General features: G+C 39.3%; 26 protein-coding genes. 25 read left to right on the top strand and 1 reads right to left on the bottom strand.

Features of this window, described 5'->3' with window-relative positions:
- Positions 1 to 206: 206 nt before the first annotated feature.
- The 6 genes from OZZ83_RS04770 (at position 207) to OZZ83_RS04795 (ending at position 5,950) form a co-directional block, all read left to right on the top strand.
- Positions 207 to 473: a phosphocarrier protein HPr gene (locus OZZ83_RS04770; protein ID WP_002287602.1), complete on the top strand. Its 267-nt coding sequence runs from the start codon at positions 207 to 209 to the stop codon at positions 471 to 473.
- On the top strand, positions 473 to 2,200 hold the full coding sequence (gene ptsP, locus OZZ83_RS04775; protein ID WP_002310355.1) for a phosphoenolpyruvate--protein phosphotransferase: 1,728 nt from the start codon (positions 473 to 475) through the stop codon (positions 2,198 to 2,200). The genes OZZ83_RS04770 and ptsP overlap by 1 nt, the downstream gene beginning before the upstream one ends.
- A 171-nt stretch (positions 2,201 to 2,371) precedes the next feature.
- A complete protein-coding gene (locus OZZ83_RS04780) occupies positions 2,372 to 3,418 on the top strand; it encodes a glycosyltransferase family 4 protein (protein ID WP_002310358.1) in 1,047 nt (348 codons plus the stop codon).
- A gap of 16 nt (positions 3,419 to 3,434) precedes the next feature.
- Positions 3,435 to 4,658: a glycosyltransferase family 4 protein gene (locus tag OZZ83_RS04785; RefSeq protein ID WP_002316965.1), complete on the top strand. Its 1,224-nt coding sequence runs from the start codon at positions 3,435 to 3,437 to the stop codon at positions 4,656 to 4,658.
- An 88-nt stretch (positions 4,659 to 4,746) separates the two neighbouring features.
- Positions 4,747 to 5,634, top strand: coding sequence for an NAD(P)-dependent oxidoreductase (locus tag OZZ83_RS04790; protein WP_002310360.1), 888 nt, complete (start codon positions 4,747 to 4,749; stop codon positions 5,632 to 5,634).
- Between the two features lie 85 nt (positions 5,635 to 5,719).
- A complete protein-coding gene (locus OZZ83_RS04795) occupies positions 5,720 to 5,950 on the top strand; it encodes a YkuJ family protein (RefSeq protein WP_002287607.1) in 231 nt (76 codons plus the stop codon).
- Between the two features lie 56 nt (positions 5,951 to 6,006).
- Here OZZ83_RS04795 and OZZ83_RS04800 read toward each other — a convergent pair whose 3' ends face one another.
- On the bottom strand, positions 6,007 to 6,972 hold the full coding sequence (locus OZZ83_RS04800) for a GIY-YIG nuclease family protein (protein ID WP_104771114.1): 966 nt from the start codon (positions 6,970 to 6,972) through the stop codon (positions 6,007 to 6,009).
- Positions 6,973 to 7,277: 305 nt separating this feature from the next.
- Here OZZ83_RS04800 and fabT point away from each other — a divergent pair, with 305 nt between their 5' ends.
- From fabT to OZZ83_RS04895, 19 genes are all read left to right on the top strand, one after another.
- The gene (gene fabT, locus OZZ83_RS04805; RefSeq protein ID WP_002310362.1) at positions 7,278 to 7,718 is read left to right on the top strand and encodes a fatty acid biosynthesis transcriptional regulator FabT; all 441 of its coding nucleotides are present in this window, start codon (positions 7,278 to 7,280) and stop codon (positions 7,716 to 7,718) included.
- 9 nt (positions 7,719 to 7,727) lie between these two features.
- Positions 7,728 to 8,699, top strand: a complete 972-nt coding sequence (locus OZZ83_RS04810) for a beta-ketoacyl-ACP synthase III (RefSeq protein ID WP_119365071.1) — start codon at positions 7,728 to 7,730, stop codon at positions 8,697 to 8,699.
- A gap of 53 nt (positions 8,700 to 8,752) precedes the next feature.
- Positions 8,753 to 8,977 (top strand): acyl carrier protein, encoded by a 225-nt coding sequence (locus OZZ83_RS04815; RefSeq protein ID WP_002287614.1) that lies wholly within the window; start codon positions 8,753 to 8,755, stop codon positions 8,975 to 8,977.
- A gap of 106 nt (positions 8,978 to 9,083) precedes the next feature.
- Positions 9,084 to 10,001 carry an ACP S-malonyltransferase gene (fabD, locus tag OZZ83_RS04820; RefSeq protein ID WP_119365070.1) on the top strand — a complete coding sequence of 306 codons (918 nt, stop codon included), beginning with the start codon at positions 9,084 to 9,086 and terminating at the stop codon, positions 9,999 to 10,001.
- A gap of 11 nt (positions 10,002 to 10,012) precedes the next feature.
- A complete protein-coding gene (gene fabG, locus OZZ83_RS04825) occupies positions 10,013 to 10,750 on the top strand; it encodes a 3-oxoacyl-[acyl-carrier-protein] reductase (RefSeq protein ID WP_087063843.1) in 738 nt (245 codons plus the stop codon).
- Positions 10,751 to 10,768: 18 nt separating this feature from the next.
- A complete protein-coding gene (fabF, locus tag OZZ83_RS04830) occupies positions 10,769 to 12,004 on the top strand; it encodes a beta-ketoacyl-ACP synthase II (protein WP_002290843.1) in 1,236 nt (411 codons plus the stop codon).
- Between the two features lie 2 nt (positions 12,005 to 12,006).
- The gene (accB, locus tag OZZ83_RS04835; RefSeq protein ID WP_002314180.1) at positions 12,007 to 12,483 is read left to right on the top strand and encodes an acetyl-CoA carboxylase biotin carboxyl carrier protein; all 477 of its coding nucleotides are present in this window, start codon (positions 12,007 to 12,009) and stop codon (positions 12,481 to 12,483) included.
- Positions 12,484 to 12,507: 24 nt separating this feature from the next.
- On the top strand, positions 12,508 to 12,927 hold the full coding sequence (fabZ, locus tag OZZ83_RS04840; protein WP_002310367.1) for a 3-hydroxyacyl-ACP dehydratase FabZ: 420 nt from the start codon (positions 12,508 to 12,510) through the stop codon (positions 12,925 to 12,927).
- Positions 12,928 to 12,934: 7 nt separating this feature from the next.
- Positions 12,935 to 14,314: an acetyl-CoA carboxylase biotin carboxylase subunit gene (locus OZZ83_RS04845; RefSeq protein ID WP_002314179.1), complete on the top strand. Its 1,380-nt coding sequence runs from the start codon at positions 12,935 to 12,937 to the stop codon at positions 14,312 to 14,314.
- Positions 14,315 to 15,184, top strand: a complete 870-nt coding sequence (gene accD, locus OZZ83_RS04850; RefSeq protein ID WP_002310370.1) for an acetyl-CoA carboxylase, carboxyltransferase subunit beta — start codon at positions 14,315 to 14,317, stop codon at positions 15,182 to 15,184.
- Positions 15,177 to 15,962, top strand: coding sequence for an acetyl-CoA carboxylase carboxyl transferase subunit alpha (locus OZZ83_RS04855; protein WP_002314178.1), 786 nt, complete (start codon positions 15,177 to 15,179; stop codon positions 15,960 to 15,962). Before accD ends, OZZ83_RS04855 begins: the two co-directional genes overlap by 8 nt.
- Positions 15,963 to 16,189: 227 nt before the next feature.
- On the top strand, positions 16,190 to 16,717 hold the full coding sequence (locus OZZ83_RS04860; RefSeq protein WP_002310373.1) for a YqeG family HAD IIIA-type phosphatase: 528 nt from the start codon (positions 16,190 to 16,192) through the stop codon (positions 16,715 to 16,717).
- Positions 16,714 to 17,823 carry a ribosome biogenesis GTPase YqeH gene (gene yqeH / locus OZZ83_RS04865; RefSeq protein ID WP_002310374.1) on the top strand — a complete coding sequence of 370 codons (1,110 nt, stop codon included), beginning with the start codon at positions 16,714 to 16,716 and terminating at the stop codon, positions 17,821 to 17,823. Before OZZ83_RS04860 ends, yqeH begins: the two co-directional genes overlap by 4 nt.
- Before the next feature lie 15 nt (positions 17,824 to 17,838).
- A complete protein-coding gene (yhbY, locus tag OZZ83_RS04870; protein WP_278023493.1) occupies positions 17,839 to 18,150 on the top strand; it encodes a ribosome assembly RNA-binding protein YhbY in 312 nt (103 codons plus the stop codon).
- A 9-nt stretch (positions 18,151 to 18,159) separates the two neighbouring features.
- Positions 18,160 to 18,810: a nicotinate-nucleotide adenylyltransferase gene (locus tag OZZ83_RS04875; protein WP_002344094.1), complete on the top strand. Its 651-nt coding sequence runs from the start codon at positions 18,160 to 18,162 to the stop codon at positions 18,808 to 18,810.
- The gene (yqeK, locus tag OZZ83_RS04880; RefSeq protein WP_002314176.1) at positions 18,794 to 19,387 is read left to right on the top strand and encodes a bis(5'-nucleosyl)-tetraphosphatase (symmetrical) YqeK; all 594 of its coding nucleotides are present in this window, start codon (positions 18,794 to 18,796) and stop codon (positions 19,385 to 19,387) included. Before OZZ83_RS04875 ends, yqeK begins: the two co-directional genes overlap by 17 nt.
- 21 nt (positions 19,388 to 19,408) lie before the next feature.
- Positions 19,409 to 19,768 carry a ribosome silencing factor gene (rsfS, locus tag OZZ83_RS04885; RefSeq protein ID WP_079997869.1) on the top strand — a complete coding sequence of 120 codons (360 nt, stop codon included), beginning with the start codon at positions 19,409 to 19,411 and terminating at the stop codon, positions 19,766 to 19,768.
- A gap of 1 nt (position 19,769) precedes the next feature.
- A complete protein-coding gene (locus OZZ83_RS04890) occupies positions 19,770 to 20,510 on the top strand; it encodes a class I SAM-dependent DNA methyltransferase (protein WP_002345597.1) in 741 nt (246 codons plus the stop codon).
- Positions 20,511 to 20,728: 218 nt separating this feature from the next.
- Entirely contained in the window at positions 20,729 to 21,880 is a 1,152-nt protein-coding gene (locus OZZ83_RS04895) for a nucleotidyltransferase (protein ID WP_002314174.1), read from the top strand.
- The last annotated feature ends 24 nt before the right edge of the window (positions 21,881 to 21,904 follow it).

A 21,904-nucleotide genomic window follows, 5' to 3' on the forward strand; every position in this document is an offset into this window, starting at 1 on the left:
TGTTATAAAATGTGAAGAAAAGGATGAAAAAGAATCCGGAATAATTTGAATACTTTTATCTGAAATTGAATGAAAACTGTTGTATCTAACGAAAAAAAATGTTAATCTTTACAGATGAAAGGGTGACACTTGATAGGATTCTCTGAATTACTAAAAAAGAAAACCCTCACATAAAAACAACACTCACTTAAAGGAGACCGATTAATATGGAAAAGAAAGAATTTCACGTAGTAGCAGAAACTGGGATCCACGCACGTCCAGCTACATTATTAGTACAAACAGCAAGCAAATTTAACTCTGATGTAAACTTAGAGTATAAAGGTAAATCAGTAAACTTGAAATCAATCATGGGCGTTATGTCTTTAGGTGTAGGTCAAGGTTCTGATGTTACTATCACTGCAGAAGGTGCTGACGAAGCTGACGCAATGGCAGCAATCGTTGAAACAATGAAGAAAGAAGGCTTATCTGAATAATGGTTGAAATGCTAAAAGGGATTGCCGCTAGTGACGGTGTTGCCGTTGCAAAAGCTTACCTGCTAGTTCAACCGGATTTAACATTCAGTAAGGCAACAGTAGAAGATACTGCGGCTGAAGAAGCTCGTTTGGATGCTGCATTAGCTAAATCTACTGAAGAATTGCAGCAAATTCGTGAAAAAGCAGCGCAAAGCTTAGGTGAAGCAGAAGCGCAAGTATTTGATGCCCATTTGATGGTTCTTTCAGATCCAGAAATGGTAGGTCAAATCAAGCAAAATATTAAAGACAACAGCGTAAATGCTGAATCAGCGCTAAAAGAAGTAACGGATATGTATATCGGTATGTTCGAAGCAATGGAAGATAATGCTTATATGCAAGAGCGTGCTGCAGATATTCGTGACGTTGCTAAACGTATTTTAGCGCACTTATTAGGCGTTACTTTACCAAATCCATCAATGATCAACGAAGAAGTGGTCGTTGTTGCACATGACTTGACTCCAAGTGATACTGCACAATTAGATCGCAATTTTGTAAAAGCGTTTGTAACAGACATTGGTGGACGTACTTCACATTCTGCTATCATGGCACGTTCTTTAGAAATTCCAGCAATCGTTGGGACAAAAGAAATCACTGCTAAAGTCAAAGAAGGCGATATTTTGGCTGTCAACGGGATCGAAGGCGATGTAATCATCGATCCTACAGAGGAACAAAAAGCTGAATTTGAAAAAGCAGGTGCAGATTACGCAGCACAAAAAGCAGAATGGGAAAAACTAAAAAATGCAGAAACTGTCACAGCTGACGGCAAGCATTTTGAATTAGCTGCAAACATCGGAACACCAAAAGATCTAGTTGGTGTTCATAACAATGGTGGAGAAGCAGTTGGTCTGTACCGTACTGAATTCCTATATATGGATTCTCCGGACTTCCCAACAGAAGATGACCAATACGAAGCTTACAAAGCTGTATTAGAAGGTATGGAAGGAAAACCAGTTGTTGTTCGTACAATGGACATCGGCGGGGATAAAGAACTACCATATCTGCAATTACCTCATGAAATGAATCCATTCTTAGGATATCGTGCATTACGTATCAGTCTATCTGAACAAGGCGACGAAATGTTCCGCACACAAATGCGTGCATTACTTCGTGCATCTGTTCATGGTAACTTACGTATCATGTTCCCTATGGTAGCTACGCTCAAAGAATTCCGTGCAGCAAAAGCGATCTTTGAAGAAGAAAAACAAAAATTGATCAGTGAAGGCAAGGAAGTATCAGATACAATCCAAGTCGGCATCATGATTGAGATTCCAGCAGCAGCAGTCTTAGCAGACAAGTTTGCAAAAGAAGTGGATTTCTTCTCAGTAGGTACGAACGATTTAATTCAATACACAATGGCAGCAGACCGTATGAATGAACGTGTTTCTTACTTGTACCAACCATATAACCCATCAATCTTACGTTTAATCAAAAATGTAATTGATGCAGCACACGCTGAAGGAAAATGGGCAGGTATGTGTGGAGAAATGGCTGGAGATCAAACCGCTGTTCCGCTGCTAGTAGGTATGGGTCTAGATGAGTTCTCAATGAGCGCGACATCTATTCTTAAAACACGTAGTTTAATGAAACGCTTGGACACAGGGAAAATGGCTGAACTTGCTGATCGTGCATTGAAAGAATGCGATACGATGGAAGAAGTCGTTGAACTTGTTCATGAATATGTAAAATAAACAACGTATAAAAAAACTGGTGTAGCTTGTAAAAGAGCTACGCCAGCTTTTTTGTTTTCTGTTCTTTTTTAAGAAAACGTTTTCGTCAGCAAGATTAGACAAAAATAGGGCTTAAGTTTGAGTGACAGTTTGGAGGCTATGTTATACTATATAAATGAAGGGGGACGTAAGGTGAAGGTATTATTATATTTTGAAAGTGAAAAGATGCTTGCAAAATCTGGAATCGGGCGTGCGCTTGATCATCAAAAACGTGCTCTGACGGAAGTCGGTATCTCTTATACACTAGACGACAAAGATGATTATGACATCCTGCACATCAATACATACGGAATCAATAGTCATAATATGGTCAATAAAGCCAGAAGAGAAGGTAAAAAAGTTGTCTATCATGCGCATTCAACAGAGGAAGACTTCCGAAATTCCTTTATCGGATCGAACAAGCTTTCTCCTATTGTAAAAAAATATCTGGTAGGATTGTACCAAAAAGCGGACTATTTGATCACGCCAACACCTTATTCAAAACAGTTGTTGGAAAGCTATGGTATCCGTGTACCGATTCAAGCTATTTCCAATGGGATCGACCTAGAGAAATATCGCCCTGATCCAATGAAAGAACAAAAGTTCAGAGAGTATTTCAAACTATCTCCGGATCAAAAAGTAATCATTTGTGTCGGTTTGTTTTTCGAACGTAAAGGAATCATTGATTTCGTAGAAATTGCTAAGAAGATGCCCGACTATACATTCATTTGGTTTGGTCATGTTCCGATGTACTCGATTCCTCGAAACATCCGGAAAATTGTAAAAGAAGACCATCCTGAGAATGTTCTGTTTCCTGGATATATACGAGGGGAAATCATCGAAGGAGCATATTCAGGTGCAGATCTATTCTTTTTTCCTTCCTATGAAGAGACGGAAGGAATCGTTGTTTTAGAAGCTTTAGCAAGCAAGCAAAATGTACTTGTTCGAGATATTCCAGTGTATAATGGCTGGTTAGAAGATAGCAAGAACTGCTATATGGGGAAGACAAACGAAGCGTTTATCCAACTGATTCAACAGATTACCAATGAAGAGCTACCGAGTTTGACACAAGCCGGTTATCAAACAGCAAAAGAACGAAGTATCAATAAAATCGGTGAAGAACTTAAAAACGTATATGAAAGTGTGCTGAATGAAAAAGTCTCTAGCAAATTAAAAAAAGTACATCAGACAAAGGACTAGTTTGGAGGCGAAAAACATGAAAATCGGCTTTTTTACCGATACCTACTTTCCGCAAGTCAGCGGAGTGGCTACATCGATCAAAACATTAAAACAAGAATTAGAAAAACATGGGCATGAAGTCTATATCTTTACGACAACCGATCCTAATGCGGACAAGTTGGAAAAAGATGTGATTCGAATGCCAAGTGTACCGTTTATTTCTTTCAAGGATCGAAGAGTTGTTGTTAGAGGCATGTGGTATGCTTATTTGGTTGCCAAAGAACTAGAATTAGATCTGATCCATACCCATACAGAATTCGGAGCAGGAATACTCGGGAAGATGGTAGCTAAGAAGTTGAAAATACCCCTGATCCATACTTACCATACGATGTATGAAGATTACCTTCATTATATCGGTAAAGGAAAAGTGATCAGGCAATCCCATGTAAAATACTTATCCAGATTATTTGCTAATCATACGACAGGTGTAGTCTGTCCAAGTGAACGTGTTATTGATACATTACGTAGCTATGGTGTAGTAGCACCGCTTCGTGTGATTCCTACTGGTATCGACATTGAGAAGTTCAAACGTTCTGATATCACTCAGGAGGATATCAACAAGTTAAGGGAGTCATTAGGACTTCAGGAAAATCATCTGATGATTCTTTCTTTAAGCAGGATTTCTTATGAGAAAAATATCCAAGCATTGGTTAATGGATTTCCTCAGGTTATCTCGGCTTACCCTAATGCCAGATTAGTTATTGTAGGAAAAGGTCCTTATGTAGAAGAGTTAGAGGAATTGATTTCCGAACTGCAGTTAGAAGAATTTGTGCAGTTTACAGGAGAAGTGGATAACAATGATGTAGCCCTTTATTATAAAGCGGCAGATTATTTTGTCAGTGCTTCTACTTCAGAGACACAAGGGCTTACTTATACCGAAGCGATGGCAGCCGGCACGCCTTGTGTCGTAGAAGGAAATGCTTATTTGAACCGATTGTTCGATCATCCTTCATTAGGGAAAACTTTTGAAACCGACGAAGACTTTGCACCCGCACTTATTGATTATATTTCCAGTGAAGCCCCTAGAAATCCAAAGGTTTTAGAAGCCAAACTTTATGACATTTCGTCTACTCATTTCGGCGAAGCAATGATCGAATTTTATCAAGATATGGTTGTTTACCATGAAGAAGAGATGCGAAGAAAAGAAGAAGAAGCTTCGATTGAACGAATCAAAATCAAATTAAATTCATTTAAAAGATAAAATTCAAACATTTTTTAAAAAAAAATCCTTGTTTCTAGCGTATACTAGCATAGAAGCAAGGATTTTTGATTTTTAGGAGGTCGAAAGAATGAAACTAGGTTTTATCGGAACAGGCGTTATGGGAAGTGCTGTTGTACGCCATCTACTAGAAGCAGGTCACGAAGTCGCTGTTTATAATCGGACAAAAGCAAAAGCTGATCCTTTAGTAACAGAAGGAGCTGTCTGGGCGGATACACCAAAGGCTGTAGCAGAACAAAGTAATATTCTGTTTACAATGGTAGGTTATCCTAAAGATGTAGAAGAAATCTACTATGGAGAATCGGGGATTTTTTCTGCAGATGTCTCAGGACGTATTTTAGTTGATTTGACTACAAGTACACCAACTCTGGCAGAAAAAATTGCAAAAACAGCAAAAGAAAAAGGTGCAGATGCATTAGATGCACCGGTGTCAGGCGGTGACTTAGGAGCAAAGAATGGCACACTGACGATCATGGTGGGCGGAGAAGAATCGGTCTATAATCAAGTACTTCCTTTATTCAAGGAATTTGGTACGACATTTACATTGCATGGCTCTGCTGGGAAAGGTCAGCATACGAAAATGGCTAATCAAATCATGATTGCAGGCACGATGACAGGAATGACGGAAATGCTTGTCTATGCACAAAAAAACGGTCTCGCTTTAGAAAAAGTGATTGAGACACTTTCAGGCGGAAGTGCAGCTAACTGGTCTTTAAGTAATTATTCCCCACGTATCTTGAAAGAAGATTACACGCCTGGTTTTTTTGTCAAACATTTTATCAAAGATTTAAAGATTGCATTAGAAGAAGCAGAAAAAATGAACCTTGTCTTGCCAGCAACCATCCAAGCGTTGAAACTATACGAAGAGTTGGCAGATAAAGGTTTTGAGAATGACGGAACTCAAGCGTTGATCAAACTTTGGTGGCCTGAAGGGAAAATACCAGAAAAAAAATCATAAAAAACGAGTTTTTTTAGAGAAAATCAATGCAAGTAGGCTATGCTTTTGATACAATATAACAGAAATAAGAAAAGGAGGACCTCCGATGACACATTCACAATTAGTCGCAATCATAAAACGACTGGAGGCTATGGTCGAGTCAGCAGATAATGAACTGCAAGTTCGCCGTTTTGAAAAAGAAGGCGTAGAAAAGTGTACAGTAACTTATGATAAAGCGACCGATACATTTGAATTAACTGAAACAGATACTCATCAGCAATACGAATTCGATAATATCGATATCGTAGCGATGGAAATCTATGATTTAATCCAATAAATTTTAGGATAATTGACATTTGAAGTTGAAGATGCCTAAAAGAAGCCGAGAAGCAGCTAATTTAGTTGCTTTTCAGCTTCTTTTTTATTTAATTGCTCCATTTCAATCTGTTCCTTTTCTAATTTTTTGCGGTAACTAATCAAAATTTGTACAGGATCGATTTCTTCTTTTGATAATTGGCGTTTCAAAGATAAATGAGCTTCTTTTTTTTCATAATAAAAGTCAGGTGGATTGTTCCCAGAAGTAATCATTGTTTCTGCAAGCTGTCCGTAACAAATAAGGTAGTGCTTTTTCTGACTATTGTCCGCTGCCAGTGGCATGCTGAATGTGAGGGATGGTGTTCTTAAAAACTGCTTTTGTTCTTGGATCCGTCTGATGAAATAAGTAACTAATTCGATATCTTTTTGAAGCATGCCAGCTTTTTCGAAATTCAGCTGATAGATGAAATGTTGTTGTCTCTTTTTCAAGTAAGTCAGTAGCTTTTTATTGCGACCCTGAAACAATCCTTGGATTTCCTTCTTTTTCTGTTCAAAAGTCATTTCCTGTAAGTCAGGAAGCTGGACTCGCAAAGCTAATAAGCTGATTTCAGACAACCAAGGCATTTGATACGTTTCTTCCATTATACGCAAAATAGACGGCATTTTTTTATAGAGACGAAAAGGCCCGTATGTTCGAGCCGTAGGAGTATCTGTTAATACAAATCCCTTATTGGAAATATGTACATAATTGTAGTTACTGAAATAATTCATTTGTCGGTTATAAAAAGGACGGTAATGTTGGATCAGTTGACACTCAAGCAACAAAGCATCTAATTCTGTATCTACTACGACAAAATCAAAATCTGTTATATGATGAATCATACGTAATACTTTTTTTGAATGCTGCTTATTCTGATGAAAATAGCTACTTACTCTATTTTTGAGCCGTTTTGCTTTACCAACATAGATGACCATCCCTTCTTGGTTTTTCATAAGATAGACACCCGGCAGCATGGGGAGATTTTTTATTTTTTCTTTTAACATAGGGTCTCCTTTCACGCTTTGAATAAAAAGACTATAACAAATTTTAAAATAATGGACAAGTTTTAGGTAATTGGAACATTCTATCAACAAGAAATACTTTGATAATCAAAATATGTCAGTGCAATAGTTTTTCTAATAAAATAAATAAAAAATGCTGATTTATCAGTTTTTTTAAATGAGTAAAATCTTAAAATAAACTCATATAACAAAAAAATGAACTTTTACGGTTGCATTTTGAAAAAAGTTAAGATATAGTTTGAACATCAAAAGATTTGATAATCAAACTAATTAGTGGACGGTGGAACATGGAACCAGATTTAAAAACAGTAAATGATTATCTTGTTAGTGTCTTCAATGATATTTTGACAATCGAAGAATCTGAGTTGAAAAAATCTCAATTCAAAGATCTGTCAATCACAGAGATGCACACGATCGAGGCAATCGGGATGTACAAGAAAAAAACAACTTCAGAAGTAGCCAAAGAACTATCAATTACTGTTGGGACCTTGACCACTGCTATTAACAAGTTAGTAAAAAAAGGCTATGTCGAACGTATCCGCAGTGAAGATGACCGTCGTGTTGTAAAGTTGGGACTAACGAAAAAAGGAAAGTTACTGTTTCGGGTCCATCAGCATTTTCATCGTGAAATGGTCAAGAACATCTTAGAAGGAATGGCTACGGAAGAACAGCATGCCTTGCTGGATGCACTGAAAAACTTGCATGACTTCTTGCAAGACTATAAGTGAGGATATTTAATGGAACAATTTGGAATGATTACTGCAACAGCCAGCGTCCTTCCTGAAAAGATCATTACGAATAATGATCTTTCCAAGATGATGGATACCTCGGATGAATGGATTTCATCAAGGACGGGTATTCGTGAACGAAGATGTGTAACAAATCAGGAGACATCTGATTTATGCCTCTTAGTGGCGGAAAAAATGATGCAACAAAAAAATCTGAACCCTAAAGATTTGGATTTTATCTTAGTAGCAACAATGTCGCCCGATTACTCGACACCATCTGTAGCAGCACAAGTGCAAGGAAAATTGGGAGCAGCTAATGCTATTGCTTTCGATATCAGCGCGGCATGCTCAGGATTTGTTTATGCGTTAAGCATGGCTGAAAAAATGATCCGCTGCGGCTCAACTAAAGGATTGGTAATTGGTGGTGAAACACTGTCTAAGCTAATCGATTGGTCTGATCGCACGACTGCTGTATTATTTGGTGATGGAGCAGGCGGGGTTCTCTTAGAAGCAAACCCACAAAAAAAATTGCTGAAAGAAAAATTAGCAACTGATGGTACCAGAAGTACCTCACTGACTGCTGGCTACCAGCAAAATAAAAACCCGTTCTATTCAGAAGATTCAGAAGGTTCAGAAGGTTCGTATTATTTGCGAATGACCGGCAGAGATATTTTTGATTTCGCTGTTCGAGATGTTGCAAACAATATCCAAGAAGTCATGAAAGACACGCCAGTTGATTATCTGCTTTTGCATCAGGCAAATCTCAGGATCATTGAGAAAATCGCCCGAAAAGTAAAGATGCCGCAAGAAAAATTCCTGACCAATATGGATAAGTACGGGAATACCTCTGCTGCAAGTATCCCTATTTTATTGGATGAAGCAGTTTCTAGCGGAAAGATCACCTTGGGAAAACAACAGAAAGTAATATTTACAGGCTATGGCGGAGGTTTAACGTGGGGAAGTATTCTCATGGAGCTGTAAACTGTTAAATTATAAAAATAAAAAAGCAAACAATATCGGAGGAATATATTATTATGGTATTCGAAAAAATTCAAGAAATCATTGCAGAAGAATTAGGAAAAGAAACTGAAGAAATCAAATTGACTACTGACATCCAAGAAGACTTAGAAGCTGACAGCTTGGATTTATTCCAAATCATCAACGAAATTGAAGATGAATTTGATGTAAAAATCGAAACAGAAGACGGAATCAAAACGGTTCAAGATTTAGTGACTTACGTAGAAAAACAAACTGCATAATCATTAAAATTAGGTTGGGGGCTGGGACATTTCCTGAAATAGGGATGTCTCGGCCTTTTTGAATAAGAAGAATCAAACATATATTCTGGATATATTGGAGAAAAACATGAAAACAGCATTCTTATTTAGTGGCCAAGGTGCACAATATCAAGGTATGGGAAAAGATTTATATGAAGAAGCCGTTGTAAAGCAGACATTTGATGAAGCAAGTAAGATTCTCGGCTACGATATGGCCGAACTCTGCTTTTCAGAAAATGAACGTTTGGATCAGACACAATATACACAGCCAGCTATTCTAACAGTCAGCATTGCGTATTATCGCTTATTGAAGGAGCATGGAATCATCCCAGATGCAGCTTTAGGACTGAGTTTAGGAGAATATTCGGCATTAGTAGCCAGTGATGCGTTATCCTTCACTGAAGCCGTTGCACTAGTAGCGAAGAGAGGCGTTTATATGACGGAAGCTGCCCCAGCTGGAAGCGGAAAAATGGTCGCAGTAATGAATGCGCCGATTGAGACGATTGAGGAAAGCTGTCATGAAGCAAGCAAGTACGGCATCGTGTCTCCTGCTAATTACAATACACCTCAGCAGATCGTGATTGGTGGCGAAGAAAAAGCCGTAGATGAAGCTGTTTTGCTCTTAAAAGAAAAAGGAATCAAAAGGATGATCCCACTAAATGTCAGTGGACCTTTCCATACAGCTATTTTAGCACCAGCATCAAAAAAACTGGCGAAGGATCTAAGTCATATTCAATTTTCTGACCCTTCTTTTCCAGTCATCAGCAACACAACAACGGAAATAATGAAGAAAGAGACGATTGCGGGACTACTCGAACAGCAAGTCATGCAACCCGTTCGTTTCTACGAGAGTATCCATAAATTAAAAACAATCGGTATCGAGCAAGTCATTGAAGTCGGTCCTGGAAAAGTATTAAGCGGATTTATGAAAAAAATTGATAAAACGATACCAGTTCTGCGTGTTGAAAATAAGCAGACATTTGATGAAACAATAGCAAAATTATAAGGAGGAAGGTTATGGATGTAAAAGGGAAAAATGTATTTATCACAGGTAGCACAAGAGGAATTGGCAAAGCGATGGCCTTAGCTTTTGCAAACGCTGGAGCAAATATTATTTTGAATGGGCGCGGAGAGATTCCAAAAGAAAAGATAGAAGAAATTGAAGCATTCGGTGTAAAATGCGTAGGAGTTTCCGGCGATATCTCTAATTATGAGAAAGCAGGACAAATGATCAAAGAAGCAGAAGAAAAGCTTGGATCGATCCATATCTTAGTAAACAATGCCGGAATCACAAATGACAAACTTGTGATGCGGATGGATGCAGAAGATTTCAAAAAATGTCTTGATATCAATTTGATCGGTACCTTCAATATGACGCAGCACGTTTTGAAAAAAATGATGAAGCAGCGAGAAGGGGCCATCATCAATCTCTCTAGCGTATCTGGATTGATTGGAAATATCGGACAAGCAAATTATGCAGCTAGCAAAGCTGGTGTCGTAGGATTGACAAAATCGGTTGCACGAGAAGCTGCGACTAGAGGTATCACATGCAACGCCATTGCACCAGGATTCATCACAACTGATATGACGGAAGTTTTAGCAGATAAAGTCAAAGAGCAAGCGGAAAAGCAAATTCCAATGCAACGTTTCGGACAAGTAGAAGATGTTGCACAAACAGCAGTTTTCTTAGCACAAAATCCATATATCACCGGCCAAGTCATCAATGTCGATGGCGGATTGGTCATGCACGGATAAGAAAAGGAGAGCAAATAAATGAATCGAGTGGTAATTACTGGCTATGGAGTCACTTCACCTATTGGAAATGACGCAGACAGCTTTTTGAATAGCTTGAAAGAAGGTACGAATGGCATCGCACCGATCACTAAATTTGATGCTTCAGAAACAGGGATCACCTTAGCGGGTGAAGTCAAAGATTTCCCTTACGATAAATATTTTATTAAAAAAGATAGCAAACGAATGGATATGTTTTCGATCTATGGGATCTACGCTGCTTTAGAAGCAATGGAGATAAGCGGTTTAGATAAAGAAAAAATGAATCAAGACCGGTTTGGTGTCATCATCGGATCAGGAATCGGTGGTCTTCCGACAATCGAAAATCAAGTTATCCGTCTGCATGAAAAAGGCGCAAAACGAGTTTCTCCAATGTTCGTGCCAATGGCGATTGCCAACATGGCAGCTGGAAATATTGCTTTACGAGTAGGCGCAAAAGGCATCTGTACAGCTATCGTAACAGCTTGTGCTAGCGGAACGAATTCAATCGGTGAAGCATTCCGTAACATCAAACATGGCTATTCAGATGTCATTCTTGCTGGAGGAACAGAAGCAACGATTTGTGAGATGGGGATTGCTGGATTTGCAGCTTTAACTGCACTTTCGGAATCAACTGATCCTAATCGTGGTTCGATCCCGTTTGATGAAAATCGAAATGGTTTTGTGATGGGTGAAGGAGCAGGTGTTCTAGTTCTTGAATCTTTAGAGCATGCACAGGCTCGCGGTGCCAAAATCTATGGAGAAATCGTTGGATACGGTGCAAATTGTGATGCTTACCATATGACAGCCCCTACTCCAGATGGTTCTGGTGCGTCTAAAGCAATGAAGCTTGCGATGGAAGAAGCTGGTATACAGCCGGAGCAAGTTGGATATATCAATGCGCACGGAACGAGTACGCCAGCTAATGACCAGGCAGAAGCAAAAGCAATCCAACTCGCACTAGGTGAAAATTTCAGAGATACTTATGTCAGCAGTACGAAATCAATGACTGGACATTTATTGGGAGCAGCCGGCGGGATCGAAGCATTAGCCACTCTGATGGCATTGGAACATCAATTTATCCCACCTACAATCAATGTAGAAAAACAAGATCCTGAGATTGATTTGACAGTTGTCAAAAACGAAAGCAAACCTGCAAGCTTTACTTATGCAATGAGCAATTCATTAGGGTTTGGCGGACATAATGCGGTTCTTTGTATGAAACGCTGGGAGGAATAATTTTGGATATCAATGAAATTAGAGAATTAGTTAGTCAATTTGATCAATCTTCGCTAACGGAATTTGACTTGCGTGAAGGTCAATTTGAATTGTACATGAATAAAAATAAAACAAGTCGAGGCATGAATATGGTTCAAACAAACGAAACGTTGCCAGTTTCGGAGCCAGTTAACGCCATGCCTGAAGAAGCAACAACTGTTCCAAAACCAACGAAGGAAAAAGAATCGGTAGTATTTGATGGAATCGAGGTTGTTTCGCCAATCGTGGGAATCGTTTATCTGCAACCGGCACCAGACAAACCAGTTTTCAAAAAAGTAGGTGATCAAGTTGCCAAAGGAGAAGTTATCTGCATTATTGAAGCGATGAAACTGATGAATGAGATAACTAGTGAGACCGACGGAGTAATCACAGAAATCCTTGTAGAGAACGAGTCAGTTGTTGAATATGGGCAGCCACTCTTTAGGATCCAGCCAAAATAAGCAAAGCAGGAAAGAGGGAAATAAATGAACATACAAGAAATCAAAGAAATTATTCCGCATCGTTATCCAATGCTTTTGATTGATCGAGTGGAAGAGATGGTTGAAGGAGAACGGATCATTGCTAAGAAAAATGTAACGATCAACGAGCCCTTTTTTCAAGGACATTTTCCAGAAGAACCTGTTATGCCAGGGGTACTGATTGTTGAAGCAATGGCGCAAGCAGGAGCAGTCGCATTACTTTCTCTTGAACAGTTCAAGGGTAAAACGGCTTACTTCGGCGGATTGGACAAAGCAAAATTCCGTAAGAAAGTTACACCGGGAGATACCTTATATCTTGAAGTTGAGATATTGAAAGTGAAAGCCTCAGCCGGAATAGGCAAAGGAATCGCTAAGGTTGACGGTAAAAAAGTAGCCGAAGCGGAATTAACCTTTATGATTGGATAGGTGAAATATGTTTTCTAAAGTCTTGATAGCTAACCGTGGCGAAATCGCTGTGCGTATCATTCGTGCATGCCGCGAATTAGGGATCCAAACCGTAGCGATATATTCAGAGGCAGATGCCGAAGCACTTCATACACAGCTAGCAGATGAAGCAATCTGTATTGGTCCGGCAAAAGCGGTTGATTCATATCTGAATGTTCAAGAAGTACTGAGCGCTGCAATCGTAACAAAAGCTGAAGCAATTCATCCAGGCTTTGGATTTTTATCTGAAAATAGCCGGTTTGCCTCCATGTGTGAAGAGTGCAATATCACATTTATTGGTCCTAAAAGCGCAACAATTGATGCAATGGGGAATAAAATCAATGCGCGTCAATTGATGCAAGAAGCAAATGTCCCGGTCATCCCAGGAAGTACTGGTGTATTATCTACTGTAGAAGAAGCATTGGAAATAGCAGACAGAATCGGCTATCCAGTGATGCTGAAAGCAGCTGCAGGTGGTGGCGGGAAAGGCATTCGAAAAGTTCAATCAAAAGAAGAACTTCCACAGCATTTTTCTTCAGCTCAGCAAGAAGCAGCAGCGGCATTTGGAAATGATGATATGTATTTGGAAAAAATCATTTATCCTGCTCGCCATATAGAAGTTCAGATTTTAGGTGATCATTTTGGCAATGTTATTCATTTAGGTGAACGAGATTGTTCTTTGCAACGTAATAATCAAAAAGTACTGGAAGAATCTCCTTCTGTAGTGATTTCACAATCAAAAAGAGAAGCACTAGGAGACGCTGCTGTTCGAGCAGCTAAAGCAGTCAATTATGAAAATGCCGGAACGATCGAGTTTCTGATGGATGAAGAAGGCGAATTTTATTTCATGGAGATGAATACTCGAATCCAAGTGGAACATCCCGTAACAGAAATGGTCACAGGAATCGATTTAGTAAAAAAACAGGTGGAGATAGCAGCCGGTGAGCCTTTGAATGTACGTCAAGAAGAAGTAGTATTCCAAGGACACGCCATCGAGTGCCGAATCAATGCAGAAAATCCCGCTTTTCATTTTGCTCCTTCACCAGGGAAAATCCAAAACTTGCTACTTCCAGCAGGTGGGATGGGGTTGCGGGTAGACAGTGCAGTTTATCCAGGCTATACAATCCCGCCATATTATGATTCAATGATTGCAAAAATTATTGTCCATGGAAATACACGTTTTGAAGCCTTGATGAAGATGCAGCGAGCCTTAAGTGAATTTATCACAGAAGGGATCATTACGAACGCAGAATTTCAGATGGATTTGATTAGTCATCCAGCAGTAATAGCAGGTGATTACAGCACAGCATTTTTACAAGAAGAATTTTTACCGAATTGGACACCAGAAACGGAAATAGGAGGCGCATAGATGGCTCTGTTTAAGAAAAAGAAATATATTCGGATCAATCCTAATAGAGAGAGCAAACCTGCTAACTCGCCATCTGTTCCCGATAACATGTGGGCGAAGTGTCCAAATTGTAAACATATCCTTTATACGAAAGACATCGGTGAAGAAAAAGTATGCCCCCATTGCGGATACGCTTTTCGAATCGGTGCATGGCAGCGTCTAGCTTTGATCATTGATGAAAAAAGTTTTGAAGAATGGGATACGGATCTTGTAACCGAAGATCCGCTAGCATTTCCTGAATATACGGAAAAAATAAAAAAAATGCAAGACAAAACGGGGCTTCATGAAGCAGTCCTCACTGGTAAAGCAACCATTCAGGGAATTCCCTTCATTATTGGAGTGATGGACCCCAATTTTATCATGGGAAGCATGGGCACGATTGTTGGAGAAAAAATCACTAGGTTATTCGAGCGAGCAACAAAGGAAAAACTTCCAGTCGTTTTGTTCACGGCTTCTGGAGGCGCTCGGATGCAAGAAGGCATCTTTTCTCTGATGCAGATGGCGAAAATCTCTGCTGCTGTCAAACGACACAGTAATGAAGGTCTTTTTTATCTAACTGTTTTGACAGACCCGACGACCGGAGGAGTAACTGCCAGTTTTGCAATGGAAGGTGATATCATTTTAGCAGAACCCCAAAGCTTGATTGGTTTTGCTGGAAGACGTGTCATTGAACAGACGATCAAGCAGGAACTTCCAGAAGATTTCCAAAAGGCCGAATTCTTATTGTCTCATGGTTTCGTCGATCAGATTGTTCCCCGCATGGAATTGAAGCAGAAAATCCATACGCTTCTTGAATTGCATACACAGAAAGGATGGATAGATCGTGGATAAAACAGCACATGATGTCGTTCAGTTAGCAAGAGCTAAAGAACGATGGACTAGCTTGGACTTTTTTGAAGAGATCTTCGATTCTTTCGAGGAATGCCATGGTGACCGTTTATTTGCAGATGACGAAGCGATTGTTGGTGGCATCGCTCGATTAGATGGCAAACCAGTAACAGTGATAGGTATTCAAAAAGGAAGGGATCTGCAGGAAAATATCCGCAGAAATTTTGGTTCTCCTCATCCTGAAGGCTATCGCAAAGCTTTACGACTGATGAAGCAAGCGGAAAAGTTCAATAGACCGGTGATTACATTGATCAATACAGCAGGTGCCTATTGCGGTATAGGAGCAGAAGAGCGTGGCGAGGGAGAAGCAATTGCCAAAAATCTGCTCGAAATGTCTGATTTAAAAGTACCAATCATCGCCGTCATCATTGGTGAAGGTGGAAGTGGCGGTGCCCTTGCTCTAGGTTTAGCGGATGAAGTCTGGATGTTAGAAGAAACGATCTATGCTGTGCTTTCCCCAGAAGGATTTGCTTCGATTTTGTGGAAAGACGGCAGTCGCGCTGCAGAAGCAGCCGAGTTGATGAAAATTACTGCACCAGAACTACGTGAGCTAGGGATCGTGGATCGAGTGATTCCTGAAACGTTCAACGGCGAGCAGTTGCCACGGCAAAAAGTCGCTCACATCATGAAAAAAGCGTTGATTGAAAAATTAACGGAACTTGTTCGATTCGACCACCATGAACTATTGGAAAAACGATACAAGAGGTTCCGACAATATTAGATGTTTAACAACTAAGCAAAGAGTAAAGAATGATTCTTGCTCGCTTAGTTGTTTTTTGTTTCTAAATTTTTCTGTGATCAATCTTTATTTTGGGTCATTTTGTAAAGAAATGCTTTTTCTGAAAGAGGGACGAGTATAGAGGTAGTTTTTTTTGCTGATATGCAGTATAATACGGGGTTGAGGAGTACTTTATGTGCTCCTTCATTTTTTGCAGATGAGGAGACAACATGTTTTCAAATTACAAACCAACATGGATGGTAGAAGCCATCTATCAGATTACACCTGCCCAATTAAAGAATCTAGGCATCAAAGCAGTATTGACAGATTTAGACAATACGTTGATTGCATGGAATAATCCAGATGGAACAGAAGAGTTGCTTACTTGGATTTTAGAAATGAAAAATGCAGGAATTCCTGTTGTTGTTGTTTCAAACAATAATTCAAAACGTGTCGCGCGAGCGATTGAAAAATTTGATCTTTTGTATGTTGCACGAGCAATGAAACCTTTAGCAAGAGGGATCAACATAGCAAAAAAACAATTGGATTTAGCAGATGATGAGATAGTAATGGTAGGCGATCAAATCATGACTGATATACGTGGAGCCAATCGTGCAGGGATACGTAGCATCCTTGTAAAACCCATTATCGCAACAGATAGTTGGAAGACACAATTTAATCGTTTTTGGGAAAAAAGAATTATGGCCTATCTATTAGCAAAATACCCTGATATGGGCTGGCGAGGTGGAATCGAATGACAGAAGAATTACAATGTATCGGCTGTGGTGCCGTTATACAAACAAGCAAACCCGGTGAATTAGGATACACGCCGCAAACGGCTTTGGAAAAAGGGTTAGCTTCCGGCGAAGTCTATTGTCAGCGTTGTTTCAGATTACGCCATTATAATGAGATCCAAGATGTCTCATTGACGGATGACGACTTTTTACGCTTACTGAATGAATTAGGGCAAAAAGATGCATTGATTGTCAATGTGGTGGATATTTTTGACTTCAATGGTTCGCTGATTCCAGGACTACACCGTTTTGTCGGCGATAATCCAGTACTTTTAGTGGGAAACAAAGTGGATATATTACCGAAATCATTGAAAAAACCTAAATTAACACAATGGATGAAGGAACGTGCTCACGAAGCAGGGATTCGTCCAGTAGATGTATTACTAACTAGTGCTAAGAAATCACATGAGATGACGGAACTATTAGAAAAAATTGAAGAATACCGCGATGGACGGGATGTTTATATCGTCGGAGTAACAAATGTAGGGAAATCAACGCTTATCAATCAAATCATCAAAAATACAGCGGGAGTACAAGATGTGATCACAACCTCACAGTTTCCCGGAACGACCTTGGATAAAATCGAGATTCCTTTAGATGATGGACATTTTTTGATTGATACACCGGGGATCATCCATCGTCATCAAATGGCGCATTACTTAGGTAAAAAAGATTTGCGGATCATTGCCCCGTTAAAAGAAATCAAACCTAAAGTTTATCAGCTGAATGAAGGGCAAACACTTTTTTTGGGTGGACTTGCAAGATTTGATTTTATCAGCGGCAATCGTGCTTCATTTATTGCTTATGTGTCAAATGATGTAAATATTCATCGAACGAAACTGGAAAAAGCAGATGAATTTTATCAAAAACATGTAGGTGGATTATTACAGCCTCCTCGTCCTGATGAAGTCGAGGCATTTCCGGAGCTTGTTCGTTTTGAGTTTTCTGTGAAAGAAAAAACAGACATCGTTTTTGCCGGTCTAGGCTGGATCACTGTAACAGCGCCAGCAGTAATTGCGGGCTGGGCGCCAAAGGGTGTAGATGTATTGAAACGCAAAGCATTGATTTAAGGAAGAAGGAAAATTATGAGTTTAAGAGGAAAACAAAAGCGTTTTTTACGTAGCAAAGCGCATCATCTTCAGCCGATTTTTCAAATCGGTAAAGGTGGAATTAATTCAGCAATGATCGTCCAAATTGAAGAAGCTTTAGAAAAAAGAGAACTGATCAAAGTAGCTCTACTTCAAAATACAGATGAGGTTGCAGAAGAAGCAGCTCAAGTATTAGAAAAAGAAATCGACTGTGAAATCGTCCAAATCATTGGACGAGTCATTGTATTATACAAACCTTCTACAAAAGAAAAGTATCAAAGGTTATCAAATGAAGTAAAAGCAATATAAGGAGTGACCATGATGAATACGCAAGCTAAGACATTTGTTCATTCACAACTATTTCCTAAAGAAATGCCTCAATTCTTAGAGAAGAAAAAGCAAGTAGGGATCCTAGGCGGAACGTTCAATCCCGTTCACCTTGCTCATTTAGTGATGGCTGAACAAGCTGGCCGGAATTTAGGTCTTGACCGCGTATTTTTAATGCCTTCTTATCAGCCGCCTCATGTTGATGAGAAACAGACGATTGATGCAAAACATCGACTCAACATGTTGGAATTAGCGGTGGAAGACAACCCTTTTTTGCAGATTGAAACGATCGAATTAGCTCGTGGCGGGAAAAGCTACACCTATGATACGATGAAGGAATTGACACAAAACAATCCGGATACAGATTATTACTTTATTATTGGTGGGGATATGGTAGAATATTTGCCAAAATGGTATAAAATCGATGAGTTGACTTCGATGGTCAATTTTGTGGGCATACGTCGACCAGGTTACACAACAGATACGCCATATCCTGTGATTTGGGTAGATGTACCTGAAATCGACATCAGTTCCACAAAAATACGTCAAAAGATCAAAGAAGGCTGTTCTATCCGCTATCTTGTTCCAGATAAAGTAATTGATTATATCCAAAATGAAGGGTTGTATGAAGATGGACTATAGTAATGAATATACTGCTTATTCTAGAGAAAACCTGATGCAAAAAATACAGATGAGAATGAGCGAACAACGCTTCAAGCATGTGCTTGGAGTAGAAGAAACAGCTGTTGCTCTTGCCAAAAAATACGGTGCTTCTCCTGAAAAAGCTAGTATCGCTGCATTGACACATGATTATGCGAAAGAGCGACCAGATGAGGAGTTCAAAATGGTGATCGTAAGAGACGGTTTTGATCCAGAATTATTGAATTATAATAATGCTATCTGGCATGGGCTTGTTGGAGCTTCGTTTGTAGAGCGGGAATTAGGAATCACTGATTCAGAGATTCTTCACGCGATTCGAGTGCATACGACTGGCGCTGCTAAAATGAGTCTCCTGGACAAAATCATTTATGTAGCAGACTATATTGAGCCAGGTCGGGATTTTCCTGGGGTGCAAGATGCACGGACAATTGCATGGGTTGATCTAGATGAAGCAGTAGCATTTGAAACAAAACATACGCTGTCCCATTTACTTGCACAAGAACAACAGATTTATCCAAAAACAATCGAAACATATAATTACTGGGTAGCAAAAAAATAAGCCACTCAATATTAGGAGGAAATCATCATAGATAGTAAAGAACAATTAAAAATTGCGGTTAAAGCAGCAGATTCAAAACGGGCAGAAGACATTATCGCTTTAGACGTTCGAAATGTTTCCTTGTTAGCAGATTATTTCATGATCTGTTCAGCAAATAGTGAACGTCAAATCAACGCAATTACAGAAGAAATCATTGATAAAGAAGAAGAAAACAAATATGAAGTAAAACGTATTGAAGGAAAAGAAGGCGGAAAATGGGTATTGATCGACCTTGGAGATTTGATCGTACATGTTTTCCATGCGCCAGAACGAAGCTTCTATAATTTGGAAAAACTATGGTCAGATGCGCCGTTAGTCGATCTTAATGAATGGTTGGATTAACATGGCTTATGAAACATTTGCTTTCATTTACGATGAAGTGATGGACGAAACGCTTTACCAGCAGTGGTTAGCTTTTTCGAAACGTCATTTGCAAGAAGACACAAAAAATATTTTGGAACTGGCGTGCGGTACTGGAGCATTAGCGGTTGCCTTTGCAAAAGATGGATATGAAGTGACAGGGTTAGACCTTTCAGAAGAGATGTTGATGATCGCAAGCCAGAGAGCATATGAAGAAGACGTATCGATCCAATTTGTAGAAGGCAATATGCTCGATTTATCAGAAATCGGTCAATATCAAGCAATTACTTGTTTTTCTGATTCGTTGTGCTACATGAAAAATAGACAAGAGGTACAGCAAGTTTTTGATGAAGTCTATCAAGCGTTAGAAGAAAATGGCCGTTTTTTATTTGACGTGCACTCCACCTATCAAGTAGACGAGGTTTTTCCAGAATATAGCTATCATTATCAAGGGGATAATTTTGCTTTTTTGTGGGATAGCTATCCAGGAAGTGAGAAACACAGCATCGAACATTTTCTGACTTTTTTCGTTGAGGAACCAGAAGGATCTGGGCGATTTATCCGTGAAGATGAACTACATGAAGAGCGTACCTATCCATTGGAAAGCTATTTAAGAATGCTGGAAAACAGTGGGTTTTCGAAAGTCGAAGCATTTTCTGATTTTACAGACGAAGCAGCATCAGAGAAATCAAAGCGCTGGTTCTTCGTAGCATACAAAGACTAGCAATTTTGCCTGCTTGAGTTAACAAGAAAAGAATAAATCGTCAACATAAATTATATATCCGAACGATATAGGCATTGCTCTTGCGGTGCAGCTTTTCGTCGCAGAAGTATTGTGTTTGCGAGAATAGTTTATATAGTTCGGGTATTTTTTCTGATTTTTGATTTTTCCTTACTTGTCTCTAGTGTTTTTTTATTGATAAACTATGAAGGAGGGCGGACATGAAAAGCTGCGGGATTATCGTAGAGTACAATCCATTTCACAATGGACATCGCTATCATGCTGAAATGGCACGAAAAACAACAGGAGCAGAGGTCGTCATTGCTGTAATGAGCGGGAACTTTTTGCAACGAGGCGAACCAGCTATCATCGATAAATGGCATCGTGCGAATGAAGCTTTGCAAAATGGTGTGGATTTAGTAGTAGAGCTTCCTGTCGAATGGGCGGTTCAGTCAGCTGATTATTTCGCCAAAGGTGCAGTGAAAATCTTGCAAGCATTGGACTGTGACAGTTTGTGTTTTGGAACAGAAGAAGAGACCTCGTTTGACTATGGTAGTTTCGGCCGATTTGTTCAACAGAATCAAGATAAGATAGAAGAGTCTTTTCACGAGCTGTCTGATCAAACGTATAGTTATCCGCAAAAAATGACTGCAGTTTTTCGCAGTCTGTATCCCGATATTGCGCTTGATTTTTCTTCACCCAATCATATTTTAGGATTAAGTTATGCAAAAGAAAATGCCAAGTATATCCACCCTATGGAGTTACATCCGATCCAGCGTAAAAGTGCAGGCTATCATGAAAAAACAATCAAAGATCAAACAATAGCCAGTGCAACAGCCATTCGCCATGCGTTAGAAAAAGGAAAAAGGATCGCTGGACTTGTGCCATTTCAGACAGAAGAAGATCTTTCCACTTGTTCGTTACAGACTTGGGAATCTTATTGGCCGTATTTGCGTTATCGGTTGTTATCTTCTACTTTGATGGAATTGACAGATATCTATCAGATGACCGAAGGAATAGAAACTCGCATGAAGACAGCAGCTGCAACAGCTAACGGTTTTGCAGATTTTGTGTCAAAAGTAAAAACAAAGAGATATACATGGACGCGGATCCAACGATTATCTTGTTATGTCTTGCTGAATATCAAAAAGCAAGAGATTCCTATCCAACAAAATAAAAACTATCTTCGACTACTTGGATTTACCGATGCTGGAAGAAGATTCTTAAAAGAAAAAAAAGAGATTTCTATTTATTCCCGAATCGGAAAAAAAGAGGCACAAGAAGCGGAACTGTTAGTTAGAAGTGATCAAATCTATCAATTGGGAGGCAATATTCCAGAACAGAATTTCGGACAAATCCCAATCCAAGTATAGACCTTTGACTGAAAATGAGAAGAA

It is taken from the genome of Enterococcus sp. E5-162 (assembly GCF_035725965.1).
Taxonomy (GTDB): domain Bacteria; phylum Bacillota; class Bacilli; order Lactobacillales; family Enterococcaceae; genus Enterococcus_B; species Enterococcus_B lactis.

Excerpts from the sequence above, each read along its gene's own strand:
- OZZ83_RS04770 (WP_002287602.1), top strand. The coding sequence starts at position 207 with ATGGAAAAGAAAGAATTTCACGTAGTAGCAGAAACTGGGATCCACGCA.
- ptsP (WP_002310355.1), top strand. The coding sequence starts at position 473 with ATGGTTGAAATGCTAAAAGGGATTGCCGCTAGTGACGGTGTTGCCGTT.
- OZZ83_RS04785 (WP_002316965.1), top strand. The coding sequence starts at position 3,435 with ATGAAAATCGGCTTTTTTACCGATACCTACTTTCCGCAAGTCAGCGGA.
- OZZ83_RS04790 (WP_002310360.1), top strand. The coding sequence starts at position 4,747 with ATGAAACTAGGTTTTATCGGAACAGGCGTTATGGGAAGTGCTGTTGTA.
- OZZ83_RS04795 (WP_002287607.1), top strand. The coding sequence starts at position 5,720 with ATGACACATTCACAATTAGTCGCAATCATAAAACGACTGGAGGCTATG.
- OZZ83_RS04800 (WP_104771114.1), bottom strand. The coding sequence starts at position 6,972 with ATGTTAAAAGAAAAAATAAAAAATCTCCCCATGCTGCCGGGTGTCTAT.
- fabT (WP_002310362.1), top strand. The coding sequence starts at position 7,278 with ATGGAACCAGATTTAAAAACAGTAAATGATTATCTTGTTAGTGTCTTC.
- OZZ83_RS04810 (WP_119365071.1), top strand. The coding sequence starts at position 7,728 with ATGGAACAATTTGGAATGATTACTGCAACAGCCAGCGTCCTTCCTGAA.
- OZZ83_RS04815 (WP_002287614.1), top strand. The coding sequence starts at position 8,753 with ATGGTATTCGAAAAAATTCAAGAAATCATTGCAGAAGAATTAGGAAAA.
- fabD (WP_119365070.1), top strand. The coding sequence starts at position 9,084 with ATGAAAACAGCATTCTTATTTAGTGGCCAAGGTGCACAATATCAAGGT.
- fabG (WP_087063843.1), top strand. The coding sequence starts at position 10,013 with ATGGATGTAAAAGGGAAAAATGTATTTATCACAGGTAGCACAAGAGGA.
- fabF (WP_002290843.1), top strand. The coding sequence starts at position 10,769 with ATGAATCGAGTGGTAATTACTGGCTATGGAGTCACTTCACCTATTGGA.
- fabZ (WP_002310367.1), top strand. The coding sequence starts at position 12,508 with ATGAACATACAAGAAATCAAAGAAATTATTCCGCATCGTTATCCAATG.
- OZZ83_RS04845 (WP_002314179.1), top strand. The coding sequence starts at position 12,935 with ATGTTTTCTAAAGTCTTGATAGCTAACCGTGGCGAAATCGCTGTGCGT.
- accD (WP_002310370.1), top strand. The coding sequence starts at position 14,315 with ATGGCTCTGTTTAAGAAAAAGAAATATATTCGGATCAATCCTAATAGA.
- OZZ83_RS04860 (WP_002310373.1), top strand. The coding sequence starts at position 16,190 with ATGTTTTCAAATTACAAACCAACATGGATGGTAGAAGCCATCTATCAG.
- yqeH (WP_002310374.1), top strand. The coding sequence starts at position 16,714 with ATGACAGAAGAATTACAATGTATCGGCTGTGGTGCCGTTATACAAACA.
- yhbY (WP_278023493.1), top strand. The coding sequence starts at position 17,839 with ATGAGTTTAAGAGGAAAACAAAAGCGTTTTTTACGTAGCAAAGCGCAT.
- OZZ83_RS04875 (WP_002344094.1), top strand. The coding sequence starts at position 18,160 with ATGATGAATACGCAAGCTAAGACATTTGTTCATTCACAACTATTTCCT.
- yqeK (WP_002314176.1), top strand. The coding sequence starts at position 18,794 with ATGAAGATGGACTATAGTAATGAATATACTGCTTATTCTAGAGAAAAC.
- OZZ83_RS04890 (WP_002345597.1), top strand. The coding sequence starts at position 19,770 with ATGGCTTATGAAACATTTGCTTTCATTTACGATGAAGTGATGGACGAA.
- OZZ83_RS04895 (WP_002314174.1), top strand. The coding sequence starts at position 20,729 with ATGAAAAGCTGCGGGATTATCGTAGAGTACAATCCATTTCACAATGGA.